Source organism: Ureibacillus sp. FSL K6-3587 (assembly GCF_038593165.1).
In the GTDB taxonomy this organism is placed as follows: domain Bacteria; phylum Bacillota; class Bacilli; order Bacillales_A; family Planococcaceae; genus Ureibacillus; species Ureibacillus suwonensis.
In genome coordinates, this window is the sequence record NZ_CP151969.1 from 3392120 (window position 1) to 3414122 (window position 22003).

Annotated in this window: 20 protein-coding genes; 6 read left to right on the top strand and 14 right to left on the bottom strand. The window is 39.4% G+C overall.

The features are described from left to right. Window positions 1-29 precede the first annotated feature (29 nt). On the top strand, window positions 30-1466 hold the full coding sequence (locus tag NSS77_RS16775; protein WP_340714312.1) for a DDE-type integrase/transposase/recombinase: 1437 nt from the start codon (window positions 30-32) through the stop codon (window positions 1464-1466). Between the two features lie 251 nt (window positions 1467-1717). Here the strand turns inward: NSS77_RS16775 and NSS77_RS16780 are convergent, their stop codons facing one another. Continuing rightward, a complete protein-coding gene (locus tag NSS77_RS16780; RefSeq protein ID WP_342469766.1) occupies window positions 1718-3061 on the bottom strand; it encodes a VanW family protein in 1344 nt (447 codons plus the stop codon). Between the two features lie 464 nt (window positions 3062-3525). On the opposite strand from NSS77_RS16780, the gene NSS77_RS16785 reads away from it, so the two are divergent. The 5 genes from NSS77_RS16785 to NSS77_RS16805 all read left to right on the top strand — a co-directional run bounded on the left by NSS77_RS16785 (window position 3526) and on the right by NSS77_RS16805 (window position 10049). After that, entirely contained in the window at window positions 3526-3987 is a 462-nt protein-coding gene (locus NSS77_RS16785) for a hypothetical protein (RefSeq protein WP_342469767.1), read from the top strand. A gap of 289 nt (window positions 3988-4276) precedes the next feature. Beyond that, window positions 4277-4774, top strand: a complete 498-nt coding sequence (locus tag NSS77_RS16790; protein ID WP_342469768.1) for a prepilin-type N-terminal cleavage/methylation domain-containing protein — start codon at window positions 4277-4279, stop codon at window positions 4772-4774. Next, window positions 4771-5259, top strand: coding sequence for a prepilin-type N-terminal cleavage/methylation domain-containing protein (locus NSS77_RS16795; RefSeq protein WP_342469769.1), 489 nt, complete (start codon window positions 4771-4773; stop codon window positions 5257-5259). The genes NSS77_RS16790 and NSS77_RS16795 overlap by 4 nt, the downstream gene beginning before the upstream one ends. Window positions 5260-5279: 20 nt before the next feature. Continuing rightward, window positions 5280-7517 (top strand): hypothetical protein, encoded by a 2238-nt coding sequence (locus NSS77_RS16800; RefSeq protein WP_342469770.1) that lies wholly within the window; start codon window positions 5280-5282, stop codon window positions 7515-7517. Window positions 7518-7961: 444 nt separating this feature from the next. Further along, window positions 7962-10049: a hypothetical protein gene (locus NSS77_RS16805; RefSeq protein WP_342469771.1), complete on the top strand. Its 2088-nt coding sequence runs from the start codon at window positions 7962-7964 to the stop codon at window positions 10047-10049. 78 nt (window positions 10050-10127) lie between these two features. Here NSS77_RS16805 and glnA read toward each other — a convergent pair whose 3' ends face one another. The 13 genes from glnA to NSS77_RS16870 all read right to left on the bottom strand — a co-directional run bounded on the left by glnA (window position 10128) and on the right by NSS77_RS16870 (window position 22001). Beyond that, a complete protein-coding gene (gene glnA, locus NSS77_RS16810) occupies window positions 10128-11462 on the bottom strand; it encodes a type I glutamate--ammonia ligase (RefSeq protein ID WP_342469772.1) in 1335 nt (444 codons plus the stop codon). A 38-nt stretch (window positions 11463-11500) separates the two neighbouring features. Continuing rightward, the gene (locus tag NSS77_RS16815) at window positions 11501-11902 is read right to left on the bottom strand and encodes a MerR family transcriptional regulator (RefSeq protein WP_342469773.1); all 402 of its coding nucleotides are present in this window, start codon (window positions 11900-11902) and stop codon (window positions 11501-11503) included. A gap of 208 nt (window positions 11903-12110) precedes the next feature. Beyond that, on the bottom strand, window positions 12111-12728 hold the full coding sequence (locus NSS77_RS16820) for a Bax inhibitor-1 family protein (RefSeq protein WP_342469774.1): 618 nt from the start codon (window positions 12726-12728) through the stop codon (window positions 12111-12113). A gap of 52 nt (window positions 12729-12780) precedes the next feature. After that, window positions 12781-13392 (bottom strand): histidine phosphatase family protein, encoded by a 612-nt coding sequence (locus NSS77_RS16825; protein WP_342469775.1) that lies wholly within the window; start codon window positions 13390-13392, stop codon window positions 12781-12783. Further along, window positions 13382-14458, bottom strand: coding sequence for a histidinol-phosphate transaminase (locus tag NSS77_RS16830; RefSeq protein WP_342469776.1), 1077 nt, complete (start codon window positions 14456-14458; stop codon window positions 13382-13384). Before NSS77_RS16830 ends, NSS77_RS16825 begins: the two co-directional genes overlap by 11 nt. Next, window positions 14433-15386, bottom strand: a complete 954-nt coding sequence (cbiB, locus tag NSS77_RS16835; RefSeq protein ID WP_342469777.1) for an adenosylcobinamide-phosphate synthase CbiB — start codon at window positions 15384-15386, stop codon at window positions 14433-14435. Before cbiB ends, NSS77_RS16830 begins: the two co-directional genes overlap by 26 nt. Before the next feature lies 1 nt (window position 15387). Next, window positions 15388-16062, bottom strand: a complete 675-nt coding sequence (locus tag NSS77_RS16840; RefSeq protein WP_342469778.1) for an adenosylcobinamide amidohydrolase — start codon at window positions 16060-16062, stop codon at window positions 15388-15390. Between the two features lie 200 nt (window positions 16063-16262). Then, complete coding sequence (locus tag NSS77_RS16845) at window positions 16263-17513, bottom strand: methionine gamma-lyase family protein (protein WP_342469779.1); 1251 nt, start codon at window positions 17511-17513, stop codon at window positions 16263-16265. A 218-nt stretch (window positions 17514-17731) separates the two neighbouring features. Beyond that, window positions 17732-18034, bottom strand: coding sequence for a rhodanese-like domain-containing protein (locus tag NSS77_RS16850; RefSeq protein ID WP_342469780.1), 303 nt, complete (start codon window positions 18032-18034; stop codon window positions 17732-17734). Between the two features lie 217 nt (window positions 18035-18251). Then, complete coding sequence (gene hfq, locus NSS77_RS16855) at window positions 18252-18479, bottom strand: RNA chaperone Hfq (RefSeq protein WP_342469781.1); 228 nt, start codon at window positions 18477-18479, stop codon at window positions 18252-18254. Between the two features lie 54 nt (window positions 18480-18533). After that, window positions 18534-19466: a tRNA (adenosine(37)-N6)-dimethylallyltransferase MiaA gene (miaA, locus tag NSS77_RS16860; RefSeq protein ID WP_342469782.1), complete on the bottom strand. Its 933-nt coding sequence runs from the start codon at window positions 19464-19466 to the stop codon at window positions 18534-18536. After that, on the bottom strand, window positions 19439-20365 hold the full coding sequence (locus tag NSS77_RS16865; protein ID WP_342469783.1) for an alpha/beta fold hydrolase: 927 nt from the start codon (window positions 20363-20365) through the stop codon (window positions 19439-19441). Before NSS77_RS16865 ends, miaA begins: the two co-directional genes overlap by 28 nt. Further along, the gene (locus NSS77_RS16870) at window positions 20334-22001 is read right to left on the bottom strand and encodes a glycerol-3-phosphate dehydrogenase/oxidase (protein WP_342469784.1); all 1668 of its coding nucleotides are present in this window, start codon (window positions 21999-22001) and stop codon (window positions 20334-20336) included. The genes NSS77_RS16865 and NSS77_RS16870 overlap by 32 nt, the downstream gene beginning before the upstream one ends. Window positions 22002-22003: the final 2 nt, after the last annotated feature.

Below are 22003 nucleotides of genomic sequence, written 5' to 3' on the forward strand. Positions count from 1 at the left end.
CAAAAATCCCTAATAAAGGAAGTGACAAGTTGTTACCTCAATTATTAACCTATTTGCTTGAATATATCAAGTACCAAGATCAAATGATTCGAACATTACTTACCCTTCTGATTGGAAAAAACATGTTTGATAAGCCAACTGAAAAGCCTGTCAATAAGCCTTATCAAAAACTCCAGGTGGATGAGCTGCCAATCATTGAAACTCTACAAAAGCTCGATTATCAAATTCTTCTCAAAGAATATTTGGAGAAGAACGGGAAACCTCTCAAACCTGTTCAGAGGCGTTCCAATTCAAAAGGTAAAGTACCTTCATCCATGAAATGTCCAAGGTGTGGTGCTCCGTCAGATTATCTTTATGCCAATAACGGAGGTAAAGGACAGTATCAATGCAAGGTGTGTGCGTGTCTGTTTAATAAAAAGAATCAATATGCCAAGGAGGCTATACTAAAATGTCCACACTGTTCGAAAACACTCGAGAAGATCAAGGAAAGAAAAGATTTTCTCGTATTTAAGTGCAAAAACAATGACTGTCCGTATTACAAAAAGAAACTGCAAGGAATGTCTAAAAAAGAGAAAAAGCAGTTCGAAAAGGATTCTCCGTCTTTTAAAGTTCGATACATATTTCGTCAGTTTCAAATTGATTATCAGCCGTTAGCCAAACATTCACCTAAGAAGCCAAAAGTGGATTTGTCCAGGCTTCATGTGTCACCGCACACATTGGGGCTCATTTTAACCTACCATGTAAACTATGGCTTATCGGCTCGGAAAACAGCTGCACTGATGAAGGATGTTCATGGCGTACCCATCTCTCACCAGAGTATATTGAATTACGAAAACAGCGTAGCACTTCTTCTCAAACCTTATGTGGATCATTATCCTTACGAGCTTTCTGATCAATTCTGCGGAGACGAAACATACATTAAGGTGAATGGTCGTTGGCATTATCTTTTTTTCTTTTTTGATGCGGTAAAGAAAATTATTCTGTCCTACCCTGTTTCTCCAAATCGTGATACGGTATCAGCCATTCGTGCGATTGATGAGGCCTTATGGAAGATGAAAGAGATCCCGGAAGACCTCACCTTTGTCGTAGATGGCAATCCGATTTACCTTTTAGCACAACACTTTTTTGCCCAGCACGGTATTACGTTTGATGTGAAGCAGGTCATTGGACTAACCAACGAAGACCAGGTTTCAACGGAATACAGACCGTTAAAACAAATTATTGAAAGACTGAATCGAACATTTAAGGGCAATTACAGATCGACACACGGATTTGGATCCGATCACGGATCCGTTTCTTATGTGACTTTGTTTGTGGCTTATTTTAATTTCTTGCGGCCACATTCAGCCCTGGAAGGCAAAGTGCCTGTAGTTATTCCAGAGCTAAAAGGACTGCCGAATATGCCTGCACGTTGGACAAAACTGATTGGTTTAGCTCAACAATGGCTAGTAGAGCAAACTGCCTAACTTTTTGTTTAGCAGAGCCCTTACCAGCATCGGCGAAGCGAACTCTTGACAAACCGAACCAGTCAATGGTTTAAAATGGGAATTGGCAAGGGCTTCTTTGGTGTGCCTTCTTTTTGTTCCCTTCGCCCTTGTTGGTTCGAAATCAAACCATTGACGTGTTTGTCAAGAGCGATTGCGGCGGCATTTCCTCTAGTTTCGCTAGATCACATCCCTCCAAAACTAAGTTTTCATAGATTTTTTGACACTACCTTCTATGAAGTTACTAAATTCCCACCCTTGTCATAGTAACTTCCAGGAGGTAATTCGTCTTTATTTTTGTCCTTGTCTTGATTGGAATTGCCGTCAGTTTTATTGTTGTTTTGTTCAAAATCAGGCAGTCCGTTTCCATCCAAATCCAAGTTGTCCACGTTGCCGGAATTTGGACCCGTTTCTTCTTCAGCCGATTCTTTCGGTTGAATGGCTGATTTTAACACGATCCGGTTTGTCGGCGCATAATAATCACGACTAATTTCTTCAGTTTTTTCTTCACCGTTGCTATCCGTCATTGTTCTTGTAACGGTCACCCGAAGTCCTTGTTTTCCTTCTTGAATCAATCTGGAACTTCCCATCGGCAAATCTTTTGAAAATCTGTTGATGATTCGGGGAGCAATCGTTTGCTGTTGAACGGAAACCCGAACCGTTACATCTTTCACACTGGAATACAACTCTACTTTTAAATTTTCTCCTTCGACGGACATTTTCAGTAAATATGGATGTTTCGATACGTTGATAAATTGCAGATCTTTCTCACTGAACGCATCTACGGAGACGTTCAATCCCGGCTGTAAATAACCAGGTAATTCTTTTTGGGCATGTCTCTCCATAATTTCGATATTTGCCTGCAAAACGGTGTTGTAAATCATCGATCCGACAAAATTTAAACCTTCCGTATTTGCGGAATCCGTCAAATTTTCCAACACTGTTAATAGTGAAAAAGCTTCGTTCGGCTCTAATATGTATTCGTTCAATTCTTCCGCCAATGCTTGTACACCTTTTGTATTGGCTGGAATTTTTTCAATGGACAATGCGATTCTTTCATTCTCCAATTGTGTGGTGTCTGTTACAACCGCCTCAATTTCATGAGACTCCAAGTATGATGCTTGCGCTAAAACCCGTTTATATGTATCTTCCGTATCCCAAATGGTTATGTATGATATTTGTTCTTTGATAGATTCACTATCTGAAATATGTATCGGAATATGTACAACCTCTTCTGATTTCCAAAAAAGATAGAAAGGTTTATCTGTTGAATCTCGATATTCATCGATCGCCCGATCAATATCAAATATGATTTCTTGCGGGTCAATGCTCAGTTCTTCACCTCCACCCCGGATGACGATCGGCTCTGATGCCCATTCATCAATGGCATTTTCCAGCACTTTTTTTATTTCCTGATCTTTCAGACCGGAAACATCAATGCCACCAATGGTAGAACCATTCGATCGCTTCTCGTCCGCAAAAGCTGTCAAATAGGATTGTGCCGGAATCAGTAAGCAAACCAAGACAGCAGCCACCAGGACGAAGGTGAAAGCTTTACGTGATTTTATAGTTTTCAAACTATCCACCTCATTATTTTATGTTATTTTTTTATTATTTTTAGTTGAAAAATACTATTTTTTATTCCATTTTTCCCTGCCTTTTCTAACTCAAAAAAAGAATACAATAATTTTCAAACTTTTGTATCATACTTTTTTCCTATTTTATTAAATTTTTTTAAAAATCCGATAGAAACATGTGCAACTAACTAATTATTTTTACATAAACTGGAATTTGATGTTATACTTAATATAATAGTACCCTTATACTAAGCATTATATTCATTTAGACTTTATTATTTTTATATAATTTTGTACATTCCTTTTCATAATTGTTACAATTTTTTGCCTAACCAAGAAAATCATGAATTTTAAATCGAAATTTGTGACAATGGAGGGACATTCTTTTTGCACCACTGGCATTTTTTTGTGTTTTCGTTTACATTGAAAATAGATTTCATTCCATACCGAAGTAGGTGTAACTTATGAAATATCTTTCCAATCAAAGAGGCGGCAAACCTCTCATCATCACAGTCATCACTCTTGTCATTATTTCTCTTATCTCTGCAGTTGCGATTGTTTATTTTACAATCAAAGATCAAAACATCGAATTTTCTGAAGAAGAGATTGCCGAGGCGACCAAAGTGGCGGAATCGGAATTGGATAAGGCTTATGCCGTTGCAAAAGAATATCCTTTTGAGAAACGGTTTGAAGCGATACAATCAATCGGTTATCGCGAGCCAAAGGAAGGCGAATACGCCATCTTCACTTTTGAAAAAGAATATGATGAAGATGATGAATATTACGTAATATTAAAAATGAAGCCCCATGCGCAATTTGAAAATTTATCAGTAGTGACTGTAGCCATATTTGATAAGAAAAACGGCGCTCTAATCGTGGAAAAACAAAATGTATTGAAATGGGAAAAGCAAGAAAATCAATCTTAAACTCTTCCCGTAAAACCGGAACAAACCCTGCCTTTCGCGATGCAGGGTTTGTTTTTTTATTCAAAGGGTATATATAAATATATCTTTCGGACTATTACATTTTCTTGGTTTCTTTTGCAATAATATAAAAGAATCATTTTGTCAAAGAATCTCAAAACAATTTCTGTTTAATCTAGTAGATTTGTTGTTTGGAATAAACTATATTTTAGTTGTTCTATTTCTATTTTCACATTATTGATTTGATTTTTTTATCTACTACGACTAACTATGACTTAAGGAGTGGCAAAATATGAAGCTTAATGAAAAGGGGCTGACCCTCGTCGAAGTGGTCGCCAGCCTCCTTATCATAACGATTGTTTTATTAAGCGTTGCCCAACTCGTTATTCAATCGAATAAGACCAATTCGATTAATAACGAAAAATTGGTTGTGATTGATTTGGCGGAAACCATTTTGGAACGGCTGAAAGCGGAAAATCACATCGTAAAAGAGGCAATCGAAACATCTTCCAATCCGGATCAGGAAGTTGAAATCCCCTTAAGCTCCATTAATATGGAAAATCTTTCGACCAAAAAAATCGATGGGAAAGATTGCTATTTTGTTGAAATGAATCATGAAACATATCAAGTGAGCGCCTATGCGAGGAAAGCAAACAAACAAGAAATAAGCGATTTCGGCTTAAGACCGGTTGTTGTAAAAGTAAAACGGGTGGAGATCATTACGAATGGAACAACCAGCATCAAAGATTTGATTGGAAAAAGCGAAATAGAAGGATATGTTGAACTATGATGAAAAATTGGAATTCAAAGGGAATGACATTAGTAGAAGTGTTGGCGGTATTGGTGTTGGGTACAATAATTGCCCTTTTGGCTTTCAATGTGTTATTTGGCATGTTCTTTAATCACAAAGAAAAAATAATCACTTCCGCCAATGTACGGGATGTCGCGGATTACTATTTGGAGAATTTGTCAAATTATATTTTTTCCCTTAGTGAAAACAATGTGGAAAAAATCGTTCAATCGGAGACTGAAGGGTATTATATCGTCGAAAAAGATTCGCCGGCAAACATCACCGGATTTAAAAAGGATGACGGAATGGTTTCACTCTATGTCGGAGGTGAAAAGATTGAATCCTCGTATCCAGACATCAAAATTTCCGACTTCCCTAATACAAAAATTGTAAAAGAAAGAAACAACATCTATAAAATCACTTTGACCCTTGAATACAACGGTAAATCCAAAACCTTTAACAAAGAAGTCCATTCTATACCTTAGTTTTTAAGGAGGGAACATAATTGAAATACATAAAATCCCAAACAGGAAACACCCTGCTTTTTGCCATAATGGTATTAATGCTCGGTTCAGTCATCGCGCTCACGTTAATCGGCATGTCCATCAACGGCACCGCCCGAAATGAACACCGGGAAAATTATAACCAGGCCAAAAAAAATGCGGAAAGCGGGATTGAGCATTTAATCGCCAGTATGGAAAAGGATTTGGAAAGTATAATCCCATCTCCTGGCATTAATCCTACTTTTTCATTAAATAATTTTAAAGAAAGTTATAAAAAAGACATTTTAGGTAAATATAAATGTTCATCTAAAAACTTTATACATAATGAAGATGGAAAAACAAATTACTCCACTTGTATCGAATATAATGATAATGACATAGAAAAATTACTGGATAAGAATAATTTTTATGTTCCAATTACAATCAGAAGTACAGGTATTGCAAATGATGAAGAAAAAGAAATAATCGCTAAAGCAAAATTCGGTGCTACATATAAAAATTACCCCAGCTTTCTAGACTTTGCCGTGGCTACTCACCCGAGCACCGTTTCAAAGGGAGATCCAAACTTTCAGAGTGAAAGTATAATTTTTAACGGCGGTTTACAAATAAAAGGAAATGTGTTTACTAACGGAAATATTGCAGTTTCCAATCGTGCATATGCGCCTATAATAGACGCAAATAATGTCGGAAATCCATGGAAAGAAACAACTTATCCCGAAATTACAGGATTTAACGGTAAACCTGCGGAAATTTATTTGAATACGGACAAATCACTCTTTGAAATGAAAAAATATGAATTTGATGGTAATTGTAAGCGTTCCAAAGAAGTTAATGGTTTAATCAAATCATTAGGAGATTTGATGGACGCATTAGGGGACATCCCACAAGGCCTTATTAACCTTGTATCAATTATCACATTCGGAAATTTTAACATACCTGATCGTTATTTTACATATTACGACTTGCAAGTTTACAATTTTGACGAACATAAAACTGATGACGATAAATGTTTTTATAAAAAACAATCTATAGAGGAAATCAATAGTTTTCTTACAGGAAAAAGCAATGTAAAAATTAAGAACACTGTTAAAGAGTTAGAATCAGTTGCTATAGCTGGAGATAACTCTTTCATAACAAACGGTAAAGACAATGTATTGAAAATAGTTAATCAAAATGGAAAAGTACTTAATGGATTGCAATATATTAATCCAAAAAATAACAATTATAATGTAAAAAACGGAAATATCTTACTTATTGATAAAACACTAAAAGGAACCAGCTATATCACTACTACCCAGAGCAGCATAGATACCATTAATACTTCAATTACAAAAGATGTAATAAAATTATTAGACCAACTTGTACCAATAGTGGGTTTAGGTTCTCATCTCGAGAAATTATTAAACGGTGATTCAGATTCCTTCTTATTGGATCTTGTAAAAGATTTAGTTCATCTAATACTACAAATCTTAGGTTTGGCTGACAATGAAACAAATGGATTAGAAGGACAATATTATATTCATAATAACAATGAGCAAAAAAAATTAGTAATTGAATTGCTTAAAGGATTAGGTTTATTAAGTTCTTCACAAAATCCTGATGAAACACGATTACTCGATTTTCTCCTTGATAATGAAGGATTAATCCAAAAGGGAAAAGCCATAAATTTGGATCCTGGTCTTTTAGGAAGCAATGATTTTAATTTAAATGGAGTTTATTATATTGATGGTGATGTAAGAATTTTCAACTCCAAGGTTAATGGAAATGCTATACTTTTTGTTAACGGAAATGTCGATATAAAAGACTCTCAATTAAACAATAAGAATGATAATAATAAAATTCTCATCTTTGCAACAGGTGATATCATCTATCAATATAGTTCAGAACGAGGAAGCCAAATTACAAAATCCTACTCAAATGATAACTCCTTTGTTGTAAATGCTTTCTTGTATTCCGACAAAAAAATCGAACTGCATGGCACTGTCTCAAAATTTCATATAAAAGGCGGAATCGCAGCAAACCAAGTGATATTAAGTGGCGTAAGAGGTGATGTAGATAAAATTCTATTTGGTCCGAATATGTTCAAAAATCCTAAAGATGAAAGCAAACCTTCACGTTTAATTATCGAGCACGATCCAAAAGTGTGGGAAACTTTTGTCAAACTTACAAAAGACTACTCTACAATGCCTGAATATCATGAATTTTTCCTAGAACCAACGACAATAACATCAAGAAAATAATTTAAAATCAATCTCCCAACTTTATGGTTGGGGGATTATTATTATGCCGAAAATTGTTATCGTATAATTAATATAATAGTTTTAATCACAAAAAATTTTTGTATATTTTTGATACTTATTTTTGTGAAGACAATTGAGTTTGCAAAACGATATTATTAAAACGATAAGATAAAAACCACCCGATTCGTTTTATTAATATAGTAATAATATATCCATTGAAACAAAAACTTATCGTTATAATAACTTGATAAAGAAATTCAATGTTTATTTTAACATTTCACAAGAAATAAGTTGAAAAACATACAGCAAATTATATCTTAATATACTAAAATTTCACAAGATCTTTATAGGATATCTGTTTTTTTATAAGTATAATATGATTGGAAGAATGAAAAAAATTTATCAACATTCCCCTATAAATATCCATTCGAAGGGAGATAACTTATGAGAATCCTCCGAACACAAAAAGGAAACGCCTTTGTGATAACCATCATGGTGTTGTTGATTGCAACGGTTATCGGGACAACCTTGATCACCTTTTCCATGAATGGGATCACACGCAACGAACACCGGGAAAAAACGAATCAGGCGGCCAAATTGGCAGAAGACGGAATTGACCATATCACTTTAAAAATCAACAAAGAATTGGAGCAAGCGATTGAAGAAGTGCTGGAAGACACGAAAAAGAAGTATTATAAGCTGAATTTCATCAGCAAGTCGCAATTTATAAACGCATTCAACGACAAATTTGATGATATTTTACAGAAGTATGAATGCGATTCAGGAACCCATGTTATGAATGAAAACGGTGAAAAAAAATACGATGCATGTTACATAAAAACTCCCGCCGATCCTCTTGACACCATCCGGACTGTGAAATTCAAAAGCGTCGGTACGGCTAACGATGCCACAAAAACGGTCGTTGCCGAAGTCAAACTCGGAGCCGTATACTCAGATGTCCCGAAAATACTGAATTATGCCGTCAGTACAAGCGGCGATGGCAACCTTATGTTAAATGGCGGGGTCAGCATCAATGGAGATGTAAAAGCCGATGGAAATATCATCGTCTCAAACAGCGCATACATACCAAGCCCACTGATTGAAAGACGTTGGAAAGACAGTACATACCCTGCCATTGGCGGGGAAACGGTTTTCCCTTCCGAATCGAAAAATGCAAAGTTATTTGTCAATCCTTCAAACGGACGGCTGTTTGTCATCAAACCGGAAGCATTGGACAACTGGAAAGGCTGCGACAACAAGTTCTTCGACCGGGTCAATTATAATGATGTATTTAAACATAACTTCCATGAAATGAAGGAAAGCAATTGCCTTTATGATATACAATCCGTGAAGAATGTCACTTCCTACTTATTCAATGAAGATCTGCCGGATCTGATGGAAACGGGGACAGCTGAGCCGTTTGATGTGGAAAATATGGTCAAAATCGGAAAAATGGCGCTTGCACAAAAAGTGATCAAAAACGATAATGAATATTCGGTTTACAAGCTGCCTGTAAATTCGTCCTACTACGCCAAAAAGCCGACTTGGTTCAAATATGGCATCCAAACTATCATCGATGGTAAAACCCATGAAATCAAGGGCGAAAATGGGAACGAATATTTCAGATTGACCACATTATTAGGCAATAACAATTTTATCGATCGTACAAAATATACGCTGGACGGGAACTTCCATTTATACGGTTCCAACATCATCATCACCGGACTTTACTCAAGCAACACGTTTAAAGGGAATTACTACATTTCCAACAAAAAACCTGTTATAAACATCGATCCGGATGATGAAAAACCTGATGAGAGCAAAAGTTATGAAGAAAAGAAAGGAATTCCGCGGGCATCCATCCGAATAGAAGATGGCAAACATACATTTGATGGCAACTTTTATTTGGACAAAGGTGACATCACAAATAAAGCCCTCAATATCAATCGCGGCGAACATACATTTAAAGGCGTGTATTTTGTCGATGGGGATCTTGAAATCAACGGAGTGCTCGGATCTCCATTGAAACCGGCCATCATCAATGCGGATGCAATATTTTTTGTGAATGGCAACGTGGACTTGAAACATGTATTGATCAATACTCCTGGCGACAGCGGATTGATCATCTTCGCTACAGGCGACATCACCTACAACTACGCAACAAGCCAAAGAAACAATTTAGAAGATTATTTCAATGAAAAACAGCAAGAAATCAATATGTTCCTTTATTCCCAAAAAGGGAAAGTGGAGTTGCACGGTACGGTCTCCAATTATAAAATCAACGGAGGCGTCGCCGGGAAAAATGTATTTTTAACAGGCATCCGAGGCAGCATCGAGAGAGCAAGCATCGAATCAGGCTTCACAAGAAAATTTCCGAGTGTCCGCGAACAAGAAAAAAGCAAGTCCAGACTGATGATCGATTATGACGAAGATATTGTCACAACCTTCCACAAGTTGCAGAATATCGGTATCACCTACCACGATTTGGATTCTTTCAAACCGATTATGGTTTCGAGAAAATATGAAAATTGATGCCCCATAAAACGAAAACATCCTGCTTCTGCGCATTAAACCAGCGAAAGCAGGATGTTTTTATTTCACATTATTTTATTAATACATTTTCAAATAATGTTCTCTCTCCCAAGGATGGACAGTGGAACGATACATTTCGAATTCGATTTCTTTCGCTTCTTTGAAGTTTTGGTAGATGTGTGGTCCAAGGGCGTTTTTCACCACTTCATCTTTCTCCAACAAGCGGAGGGCATCATCCAATTGCCCCGGCAAGTTTTCAATTCCGTTCTCACGGCGTTCCTCTTCCGTCATCACATAAATGTTCCGGTTGATTGGAGCTGGTGGCGTCAATTTGTTTTTAATGCCATCAAGTCCTGATGCCAAAATCACCGCCATTGCCAAATATGGATTGGCTGAAGGATCAACGGATCGCACCTCCAAACGTGTTGAAACTCCGCGGGAAGCTGGGACGCGAATCAATGGTGAACGGTTTTGTGCGGACCAAGCCACATAAACCGGCGCTTCGAAGCCGGGAACTAAACGTTTATAAGAGTTCACTGTAGGGTTTGTAACGGCTGTAAAGCTTTGCACATGTTTCAATAAGCCCGCCATGAATTGCATTGCCGTTTCGGATAATCCAAGCTCAGTGTTTGGATCATAGAACGCATTGTCTTTACCTTTGAATAAGGAAACGTTGCAGTGCATTCCTGATCCGGCTTCACCAAATAATGGTTTCGGCATGAATGTTGCATGCAGACCATGTTTGCGCGCAATTGTTTTTACCACCAATTTAAATGTTTGGATGTTATCGCAAGCTGTGACTGCATCCGCATATTTGAAGTCGATTTCATGTTGCCCCGGAGCCACTTCATGGTGGGAAGCTTCCACTTCAAAGCCCATTTCTTCCAATTCAAGGACGATATCGCGACGGCAGTTTTCACCAAGATCTGTCGGCGCCAAGTCAAAATAACCGCCATGGTCATTTACTTCCAACGTAGGTTCGCCGTTTTCGTCCAGTTTGAACAAGAAGAATTCCGGCTCAGGCCCCAAGTTGAAATGACTGAAGCCCATTTCTTCCATTTCTTTTAATACGCGTTTCAAATTTGTACGAGGGTCTCCTAAGAACGGCTCACCATCCGCAGTATAAATGTCGCAAATAAAACGTGCCACTTTCCCTTTTCCTGTTGTCCAAGGGAATACCATGAATGTATCTAAATCAGGATATAAATACATATCAGATTCTTCGATGCGGACAAATCCTTCAATGGATGAACCATCAAACATCATTTTGTTGTCCAAAGCTTTATCCAATTGACTTACAGGAATTTCAACGTTTTTAATTGTTCCTAAAATATCTGTAAATTGTAGTCGGATAAATTTTACTTCCTTTTCTTCAACCAATCGATAGATGTCTTCTTTTGTGTATCGACCCACAATTCCACTCTCCTACTTAAATTCTTTAGTATAAATTATTATTGATAATATCGAGTAACATCTGCATATCTCAACAAAGGTTTATGGGAACGGGATTGGGCATTTTTCATTTCCTCCCGCAAGATGCTGCGGATTTCTTCATCAGAAAGCTCTTTTCCAAACTTTCCATCCTTCGCCCCTTTTTTCATTTCGAATATTTTCTTAATTCCCGCTATGTTTAAACCTTGTTCAAGAAAATCTTTGATTTCCAAAAGCAAATCAACATCATTTAATGAAAACATCCGCTGATTGCCTTCTGTACGATGAGGGCAAATTAGACCTTGTTCCTCATAATAACGGATTTGCCGCGCGGACAAATCTGTCAGTTGAATCACCGTACCGATTGGCAATAACGGCATTGATCTTCGAATTTCACTTGTCCGTTTATTTTGATATGACATGTCACTCCTCCCTAATGATGAACATTTTACTATCTGGCATATTGTTTGTCAACGTCATGTAAGGAAACCTTACATTGACAAAAATTTTTTCATTTTTAAGAAATTCATTTCATAATTCATCAAATTTATTGCCATTTTCACTTTTTCCACAAAAGAAAAAACTGTAGAAATAAACGAATGTTAATTTCCACAGTTTTTTCCCATCAGGTTATTTTCTTTTTCCCCGGTATAAACATCCAAAGAAAAAGAAGAAGATATTGATAAAATCCAAATATAAACTTAATGCCGTCTTAACAAGTTCATCTTCTTTTACATAATAATTCCGGATCAAATTAAAATCATAAACTGTATATAACACAAAACCAAAGACGATGATGGCCGCAATAAATACACGGACCATACTGTCAACCGGGATGAAAAAATAAATGATGAAAAATAGCATAAATACAAGCAATATCGCTGTCAGATATGTTGCCCCATTCGGAAAATGCCTCGGCATTTTTAAGCCCAAAAGAGCAAGTGTGATGAAGAGAACCGCCGCTCCAAATAATAGCGAGTACACGAATGCAGTTCCCAATATTCCGATAAACAACTGTGCCAACCAATAGAACATGATTCCTGTAAAGAAGGGGATCAAATATAAAATTCCGTTGGCCCATAGCATGTTGCGGGTGAAAACGACAATGAACAACAAGACCAAATTGACCACCGAAACAATAATTACGATGGAAGACGGCAAAAACATTCCAACAATCAGGCTTATCGCCGTCAATCCCCACATCAAGGCGAAATGCTTTAAAACAAGACTCAAATGATGGCCATACATGGCAACAACTCCATATGATCGTTTAGTTCAATATATTTTTAACCGGAGTTGTCTATTCAATCGAAATGGTTTTTCCGATATACTCAATGATCGGTGTTTTATTGGTGATGGTGACTTTTGTGACACTTGCCCCCTCAATTTCAAAATCCCAAATGTTCTTTATTGGCAACCGCAAAATCGGCAGAATCAGAGCCCGAATGGCGACACCATGGGAAACCGCCAATATTTTCCCTGAGTCGAAGGCATTCGCGCAAGATTCAAGAAAATCGCCCATCCGGTGGACGACCTGGTGAAAGCTTTCACCTGTATCAGGGATGTATTTTTCAGGGTGATGGAAGTAATGATTGTATCTTTCGAAATCATTTTTTTCAATGTCTGCCAACCGTTTCCCTTGCCAGCTGCCTAGATGGATTTCCAACAGCCTTGGATCTTTCACGATTGTCAAATAGTCCCCTACCAACAATTCAGCTGTTTGTATCGCTCTATTCGAGGTGCTGGAGAAAGCCGCAGCAAATCGAATGCCTTTTAATTGCTGTTTTAAATGGGTAATTTGTTTGATGCCATGTGGAGACAAGTTGGAATCCAGCCAGCCTTGCAGCCGACCTTCCTGATTCCACTCCGTTTCACCATGGCGAACGAAAAAAAGCTCGAGTTTATTTTCCATACCATTCATCCATTACTTGTTGAAATTTTTTCATCGCTTCTTCCCTTTTCACTCCGATTCGAAGCCATTTGCCATCCATGCCGATAAAATTTTCCGTATGTCTCAATACTATACCGTTGCGGAGACAATAAAAATAAAAATCCCTTGTCTCTTCCGGATCTGTCAGTTGGAAGCAGAGAAAATTCGTCACGCTGTTTGTCGTCTTACATTGGTGTTTCCGCAAAAAATGTTCGAGGTTTCTTTTGATGCTGGCATGTTTTGCAATACTCTCACGGCGGAAGTTTTCATCTTCAAGGCACATTTTCCCGATTTCAATGGCTAATGCGTTGACATGCCAATGGGGGAGTCGGCTTTCCAATTCTTCCACAAGTTCTTTTCGCCCAACTAAATACCCCAATCGGATGCCTGCGATGCCATACATTTTTGTCATTGATCTTAAAACCGTCAAATTGGGATACCGTCCGATGAGTGGAATGACGGATTCCGATTCATCGGTCCAATCCATAAAAGCTTCATCGACCAGGATTTCACACCCTGTTTCTTCCCCGCAAATTAGAAGTTCTTCGATGGTTTCCTTTGGGATAAGGGAGCCGGTCGGATTATTTGGATTACATAAATAAAGGCAAGCCGCTTCTTTCATATGCTCTTTGATTTGTCCAATCGGGAGCCGGTATGCTTCGATTTCTTGCACCACCAAATCAATCAGTTCGGCTCCTTGGGCTTCCAACGTCATTTTATATTCAGAAAAAGTTGGATGGACGATTATCACTTTTCGATTGGAAAATCTGCCTGCAAAAAAGGTTAACAATTCCGCTGCGCCGTTTCCCAAAAGAAGGTTCTCCCGTTGAACATTTAATTTCTCTGCCAAAAGCGATCTTAACGGTTCCGCTTCCGGATGCGGATAAACAGAAATTTTGTTCAACAATTGGAACCATTGTTCTTTAATCATTGGCGGAAATCCGAAAGCATTCACATTCTCACTTAAATCATAAACCATTTCAGGCATCGGAATTTGAAAACGTTCGTACAGGGATTGGAAATTAGCTCCATGCGGTGGATATTGCAACGATGACACCCCCAATCAGGATTGTAAAAAGAATGGATGCAACAAACATCTGTTGAATGGCAGCTTTTATATGGTCGGATGCCAATGGGACATCTGGTGTTCCCATATAGGCGCGAAACGACGGCACCCCATGATAGGAGTTGTATCCTCCAAGACGGATGCCTAGCTGATAGCTTGTTGCCGCCTCCAAGTAACCGCTGTTTGGACTCGGATGTTTTTTTGCATCCTTCAGCCATAAACGCAACCGTTCTGCCAATGGGCGGTCGGTCTTCTTTTTTGTGAATAATAAAATAATGAGTCCTGTTATTCTGCTTGGAATAAAATTTGCCACATCATCGAGTCTCGCGCTGAATTTTCCGAACTCTTCATACTTTTCATTTTTATAGCCGATCATGGAATCCAATGTATTGATCGCTTTATACGTCCATAATCCCGTCGCGCCAAAGAGGCATGCATAAAATAACGGCGCTGTGACCCCGTCGCTCGTATTTTCCGAAACCGTTTCCACCACTCCGCGCACGATTTCCGGCTCATCCAGATGCTCCGTATCCCGGCCGACAATCCAGGATAATTTTTTCCGGGCTTCTTCAAGGTCACCTCGGGTTAAGGCCATATATACTTCCATTGCCGCTTCTTTTAAACTTTTTTGGGCAAGACCCATCCCTATCAATACTCCTTCAACAAGGATGCCAACCATCAAATGGATTTGATACGCAGCATAGACGATGAAAAAAGTCGTAATGGCTACAATGGCAACTACGAGAATTCCGGTCATGGCTCCTTTGAAAATTCGGTGGGATCCTTTATTCCATTTTGTTGTAAGGAATCCAATAAAAGAGCCAATCCACCGAACGGGATGGGGCATTTTTGGAGGATCTCCCAAAATCAAGTCCAACATTTGCCCAATAATGACTGCCAGGATGGTCATGTCAAGATTTTCCTTTCGTATACTTAAGATATTCATCAACGGCGATGGACAATGTTTCGTAAAGGCCTTTTCCAACAAGGGATCCCACTTTTGTAATGGAGCCTCCGTATTCATGAACTTCCCCTTTTTGGGTGGAGGCGATGCAAATGCTGTCTGTGGAAGTGCCAGTCGCAACCGTTCCGGTATTTTTATCGATAATCTTTTTTTCCGAAAGCACTTTGGTTTTTGTTTCCACCGCGCAACAAAGCGCTTGAATCAATGCTTCGTCCGTTAAACAGCCGTTAATAAAAATAAAAATATTGATTGTGCCAATTGCCGGTTTATAGGAATACCGGTGGGAACGGGTAACATCAACCGCATTATTCAATCCTGCGGTTACCATCACAACGATGGACGTATCCCCATCTTTAAAAAAGTGCGAAAAAGCGAATTTCATATCGACCGCCGTCATCATGGCAACGGTCTTGTCCAAAGGAAACCCTTTGGATTGAAGAAATTGTTTCATTTCTTCATGGGCATCTGATGGAAAATAGGATTTATCAACGGTGCGATTGATAAAATATTGATAATTGCCGTAGCCGGCGTTGTGCATGGCCGAACTGAAGGTCCTCAAAGGTCCATCCGCTTCAATCGCAACATATTCTCCGTAATGTTTGATCGAATCCAATGTGATCATGGTTTTCCCTCTTTTTCAAAAAACTCTATTAAGTAAGTTAACATAAATTTCTTGATTTATAAACAATCGGAATCGGCTGAAAAAAAGGATGGATGGATCACTTTTTCTTAATTGATTCGTACCGATGCAATATTGCCGAGTTGAACAGTTTCAGTAAAGGAAATAAAAAAGCAGCTCAAATTGAACTGCTTTATTCAACATTAAAAGGATTTCAGTTTTTGAACCGCACTGCATACAGCATATTTGACGTGCTCGTACGTCAATCCTCCCTGCACATAGGCTGTATAAGGGGGACGGATGGGACCGTCTGCAGTAAGTTCGATGCTTGAGCCTTGGACAAAAGTGCCCGCCGCCATAATGACATCATCTTCATATCCAGGCATGTAGGATGGCACCGGTGCGTAATGGGCATTGATTGGGGAAGCGGCCTGAATTTCCTGGCAAAAGGCTATCATCTGCTCAGCCGTCTGGAAGGAAACGGATTGTATTAAATCGGTCCGGTATTCCGTATAGTGAGGGGTTGTTATCATTCCCACCTCTTCCAACATCGCAGAAGTGAAAATTGCACCTTTCAAACTTTGAGCAACTACATGGGGCGCCAAGAAAAATCCTTGATAAAAATCAATCAATGTATTTAATGAAGCACCCGCTTCCGCACCTATTCCGGGACTCGTCATCCGAAAGGCGCATTTTTCCACCAAATCGGCTTTTCCGGCAATATATCCTCCTGTTTTTGCAAGGCCTCCACCCGGATTTTTAATGAGGGAGCCTGCCATTAAATCCGCCCCAACTTCCGTCGGCTCAAGTTTTTCGACAAACTCTCCGTAGCAATTATCGACAAAGATGATGACGTCCTGCTTGATTTCCCGCACTTTCTCACACATTTCACGAATCTGTTCAATGGTGAAGGACGGTCTAGTGGCATAACCTTTCGAACGCTGGATGGCCACCATTTTTGTCTTTTCGTTGATGGCTTTCCGGACGCCTTCCCAATCGATTTCCCGATCGCCAATCAAATCGATATGGCGATAATGAATACCGAAATCTTTCAACGAACCCGTATCTTTTTCTCCCCCATCCACTATGGATTGAAGGGTGTCATAAGGTTTTCCGGTAATATAGATCAATTCATCCCCCGGACGAAGCACGCCGAATAAACTTAACGTAATGGCATGGGTCCCGGAGATAATTTGGCTTCGGACAAGTGCACTTTCCGCACCAAACACTTCCGCATATACGCGCTCCAAGGTATCTCTTCCCTCATCATCATAGCCATAGCCTGTGGATGGATTCAGATGAAAGTCGCTCACTTGATGCTTTCTGAAGGCTGCCAATACCTTTTGTTGATTGAAAAAAGCCGTTTCATCCACCCTTTCATGGTATGGCTTTATTTTTTCCTCGATCTTTTTTGCAAGTTCTACAACTTCCGGTTTTAAGTTTGATACAAACATGATTGATACTCCTGTCTAATTGACTTACATAATTTATCCTATATCATCTTATCAATTCATTGTAAGGAGTCAACTGGATTATTTAAGTTTCATCATTCCATCGGAACATGTTCAACTTACTTGCGGGGATACGAAAATAATTGCGGCTCCTCCAAAGATGCTTGAAATCCCCCGAAAAATAAAAAGGGGGAGCCCCTGAAGAACTCCACCTCCTCCCCTTATTTAAACTCCAATTCTCCGTCGTATTCGAGCATTCCGCCTTCAAGATTGATGACATTGTATCCATTTGCTTCCAAGAACTCACAGGCTTTTCCGCTTCGGTTTCCTGAGCGGCAAACAATAATATATTCTTTTGATGGATCCAATTCCTCCATGCGTTCAGGGATGGAACCAAGCGGAATATGTACGGCTCCAGGAATCATCCCATTCGCCACTTCAAAATCTTCACGTACATCAATAATATTCAAGTCCTCATTGGCATCCAATAAATTGATCAATTCTTCCGTTGTCATTGTTTTCATTATAAAACCTCCAAAAACTTTCGTATGTCCCTAATTATAATCGACAATAGAAAAATCGGCGAGTATGAAAACTGCCGATTTTTCTCTGCAAATTGCCATGGAGTTCCATCAGCATGATGGTTTCTTTAAGCCAACGATCTTTGACCAGGTCCCCCGAAGATTCATGCCCATAACCCCATGGAATAGACTGCCATTTGCGCTTCAAATAACCATCCGATTATTGCTCTTCTGATTGAAGCTGGACATTTTTCGATGGTGAAAATGTTGAAATGGCATGTTTATAAATTAAATGCTGCTTGCCTTCCGATTCAATTAACACCGTAAAATTATCGTAAGATTTGATGGTTCCTTTTAATTGGAAACCATTTAATAAAAAGACTGTTACAAAAGCATTGCTTTTACGCAAATTGTTTAGGAAAGTATCTTGTAAGTTCATTGATTTCACACCGCACACCTCATCTATTTTTTTCTCTAGTGTAAATTATTCGATAACGATTTTTTATTTTCCTTCTTTATTATAAAAAAATTTAGACATTTTTATAATTTTTTCCCAATCATTTCCTATCCATTGTACATCCATTTTATTCCGGAAATACGTCAATTGCCGTTTCGCATAACGCCGGGAATTTTGCTTGATTTGTTCCACCGCTTCTTCCAACGTGATACGGCCATCCAAATAGTCATACAATTCTTTGTAGCCAATGGCTTTCACGGCCTGAACATCGCGGATATTTCTTTCCCATAAACTTCGGACCTCATCAAGCAACCCCTGCTCCATCATGAAATCCACCCGCTCATTGATGCGTTTATACAATTCCTCCCTGTCAATGTTCATTCCGATAATGAGATGGTTGTACAACGGAATATTGCCCCGGTTCAGCTCTTCCGACTGTTTGGAGATTCCATGCAGTTCAATCAATTCCAGTGCCCGGATGACGCGGCGCGTGTTGTTCGGGTGGATGGACTTTGCGGTTTCAGGATCCAAAGCGGCAAGTTTTTCGTGCATGGCTTTTGGGCCAATTCTCTCCAATTCTTCATAATATTTCTTGCGCGCTTCTTCATTGACCTTTTCCTCAGTAAATTGAAAATCGTATAAAACCGCCTGGATATACAAACCTGTTCCACCAACGATGATTGGCAATTTTCTTCTGCTTTGGATTTCTTCTATTTTATCTCTTACCAATCGTTGATATTCCGCAACAGAAAAACTTTCGGTCGGCTCCTTGAAGCTTAATAAATGGTGAGGGATTCCTTCCATTTCTTCTTCCCGGATTTTTGCGGTGCCGATATCCAACCCTTTATAGACCTGCATCGAATCACCGTTGATGATTTCACCATCGAAAGTTTTTGCCATTTTAATGCTTAAAGCCGTTTTCCCTGAAGCGGTAGGACCAACGATGGCCACTACATCAATACATTTTTGTTCTTCCATTTTCTTAACCACCGTACTATGACTTCATATACCAGTTCTTTGTTTTGTTCATTTAAAATTTCATGGCGCATGCCTTCAAAAAGATACACCGCAACCTGTTGAAGGCCGGCTTTCGTCAACTCTTCAGCCACTTGGAAAACGCCTTTTCCGTTATTTCCCACCGGATCCGCACTGCCGCTGATGAAGAGGACCGGCAAATCTTTGCGGATTTTTTTATTTTCCTCTTTGCTGTGGATTAATAGAAGCCCATCGGTTAAATCTTTGAAAAATTGATGGGTAGGGATGAATCCGCAATATGGATCTTCCACATAGGTTCTCACTTCTTTTACATCACTGCTCAACCAATCAAAGGGCGTTATGGCATTTTCAAATTGTTTGTTGAAGCTCGAGAAAGCCAATTCGTTCATCAACTTGCTTTCCTTTTCTTTTCCCTGAATGCGGGCAAGAGATTTGGCAAGCAGGTTCCCCATGTAATGCAAAGCAGTGGTTGATCCTGTTCCACAAAGGATGCACTGATGAACGAGGCTTGAATGGAGCTGGATAAATCTTCTGGCAATAAAAGATCCCATGCTGTGCCCAAATAAAATGCAATCCAACCCTTTGATCATGGTTTCATTCATGACTTCATATACATCTTGCACAACCCGCTCAAAACCATCTTCCTCACAAAAATAACCAAATTTTCCGCCCGCTTCTCCCGTTTTTCCGTGCCCGCGATGATCATGGACAATCACCCGGTACCCTTCCCGGCATAAAAATCGGGCAAATTCATCATACCGTTCACCATACTCGCACATTCCATGAAGTATATAAAAATTCCCGATAGGCTGTCCTGCATCATAAATTCTTGCAAAAATTTGTTGTCCATCACTCATTTGTATCCAACGTGTCTCTTTCACCGCAATCCCCCTTCGCCTCTCGGATCATTTGATTTAACTGCATGGTATAAAAGGTTTTTTCCCTTTCAGAATAGCCAATCCTGTCGCTCATTATATCAATGACTGCATCTTTCGTTTTTTCCACCATTGCGATATCAAAATACATGAGGCCTGTTCTGCGGATGAAGAAATCAGCCGGTGTATAAGCCATTTCATCGTAAATGCTGTAAAGCAGTTGAGCGAATAACGCTTTTGGAAGTTTGTCTACTGGTTCTTCCTTGTCCAATAAATCAAACACCCGATCAATATTTGTTCCATACATTTGGGCAAGCCCTTTCGCTTCTCCGAAATTCAACCCGAATTTGGCCCCTTCCATCGCCTTCTTGTTTACAAAATACTCAAAATTGGAGGAACGGAGCCCTTCAGCGCCGGACAAAGCCAATTGTTTCGTCATGCATTTTTTCGCATGACGGAAACGATGTTTTTTGACGATCAGATCAACAATCCGCTCTGCCATGATCCGATATCCGGTCAACTTTCCGCCCGCAATGGTCATCAACCCGCTTTTGGATGTCCAGATTTCATCTTTTCTGGAAATCTCGGACGGATTCTTTCCCTCTTCAAAAATGAGCGGACGGATTCCTGCCCAAGTGGATTCCACATCTTCTTCCTTAAGGGAAAGGGAAGGGAAAATTGAATGAAGGGCATTTAATAAATAGGCCACCTCTTCACTTTTCGCCACCGGATGAACCGGATTTTCTTCATAGAAGGTATCGGTTGTTCCGACATATACTTTATTCCCCCTTGGAATGGCAAAGACCATCCGCCCGTCGTCCGTATCGAAATAGATCGCTTGTTCCAAAGGAAGCACTGACTTGTCGAACACGATATGGATGCCTTTTGTCAGTTTCAAAGATTTTCTGCTTCTTCCATTGCGATTGTCTTTTTCTAAAATTACGTCGACCCAGGGCCCGGCGGCATTGACGATTTGAGTGGCATGTATTGTAATGGTTTCACCGGTAATTTCATCTCGGACTTTTGCTGCAACGATGCGGTTCCTGTCATAAACGAACCCTGTGACCTTGGCATAATTCAAGCAAAGGGCCTTATATTCCACCGCTTTTTTGATGACTTCAAGTGTCAATCTCGCATCATCGGTTTTATATTCCACATAAAATCCCGCGCCAAGCAATCCTTCTTCTCTCAAAAAAGGGGCAAGTTTCAAGGTTTCCTTTTTCGAAAGCATTTTCCTCCGTTCGGATTTCCGAACCTTTGCCAAAGAATCATAGAGTTTCAATCCTATCGAAGCGGAAAATCTTCCTAATGAGCCATTTTTATAGATGGGAAGCAGCATTTTCTCAGGAGTTGTAACATGGATGCTATTTTCATAGACGATTTCCCTCTCTCTTCCTACTTCCGCTACAAGTCGAAATTCCAACTGTTTCAAATAGCGCAAACCGCCATGAATCAGTTTCGTTGAACGGCTGGAAGTGCCCGCGGCGAAATCTTGCATATCGACCAACGCGACAGACAGGCCTCTCGAAGCCGCATCCAACGCAATACCGGCACCGGTGATGCCTCCGCCGATGACGAGCACGTCAAAAGAATAGGTGTTCATCAAGTGTATAAGTTTGGACCGATCTTGAAATGAAAACATCC

Excerpts from the sequence above, each read along its gene's own strand:
- NSS77_RS16785 (WP_342469767.1), top strand. The coding sequence starts at position 3,526 with ATGAAATATCTTTCCAATCAAAGAGGCGGCAAACCTCTCATCATCACA.
- NSS77_RS16790 (WP_342469768.1), top strand. The coding sequence starts at position 4,277 with ATGAAGCTTAATGAAAAGGGGCTGACCCTCGTCGAAGTGGTCGCCAGC.
- NSS77_RS16795 (WP_342469769.1), top strand. The coding sequence starts at position 4,771 with ATGATGAAAAATTGGAATTCAAAGGGAATGACATTAGTAGAAGTGTTG.
- NSS77_RS16805 (WP_342469771.1), top strand. The coding sequence starts at position 7,962 with ATGAGAATCCTCCGAACACAAAAAGGAAACGCCTTTGTGATAACCATC.
- NSS77_RS16815 (WP_342469773.1), bottom strand. The coding sequence starts at position 11,902 with ATGTCATATCAAAATAAACGGACAAGTGAAATTCGAAGATCAATGCCG.
- NSS77_RS16820 (WP_342469774.1), bottom strand. The coding sequence starts at position 12,728 with ATGTATGGCCATCATTTGAGTCTTGTTTTAAAGCATTTCGCCTTGATG.
- NSS77_RS16825 (WP_342469775.1), bottom strand. The coding sequence starts at position 13,392 with ATGGAAAATAAACTCGAGCTTTTTTTCGTTCGCCATGGTGAAACGGAG.
- cbiB (WP_342469777.1), bottom strand. The coding sequence starts at position 15,386 with ATGACCATCCTGGCAGTCATTATTGGGCAAATGTTGGACTTGATTTTG.
- NSS77_RS16840 (WP_342469778.1), bottom strand. The coding sequence starts at position 16,062 with ATGATCACATTGGATTCGATCAAACATTACGGAGAATATGTTGCGATT.
- NSS77_RS16845 (WP_342469779.1), bottom strand. The coding sequence starts at position 17,513 with ATGTTTGTATCAAACTTAAAACCGGAAGTTGTAGAACTTGCAAAAAAG.
- NSS77_RS16850 (WP_342469780.1), bottom strand. The coding sequence starts at position 18,034 with ATGAAAACAATGACAACGGAAGAATTGATCAATTTATTGGATGCCAAT.
- miaA (WP_342469782.1), bottom strand. The coding sequence starts at position 19,466 with ATGGAAGAACAAAAATGTATTGATGTAGTGGCCATCGTTGGTCCTACC.
- NSS77_RS16870 (WP_342469784.1), bottom strand. The coding sequence starts at position 22,001 with ATGTTTTCATTTCAAGATCGGTCCAAACTTATACACTTGATGAACACC.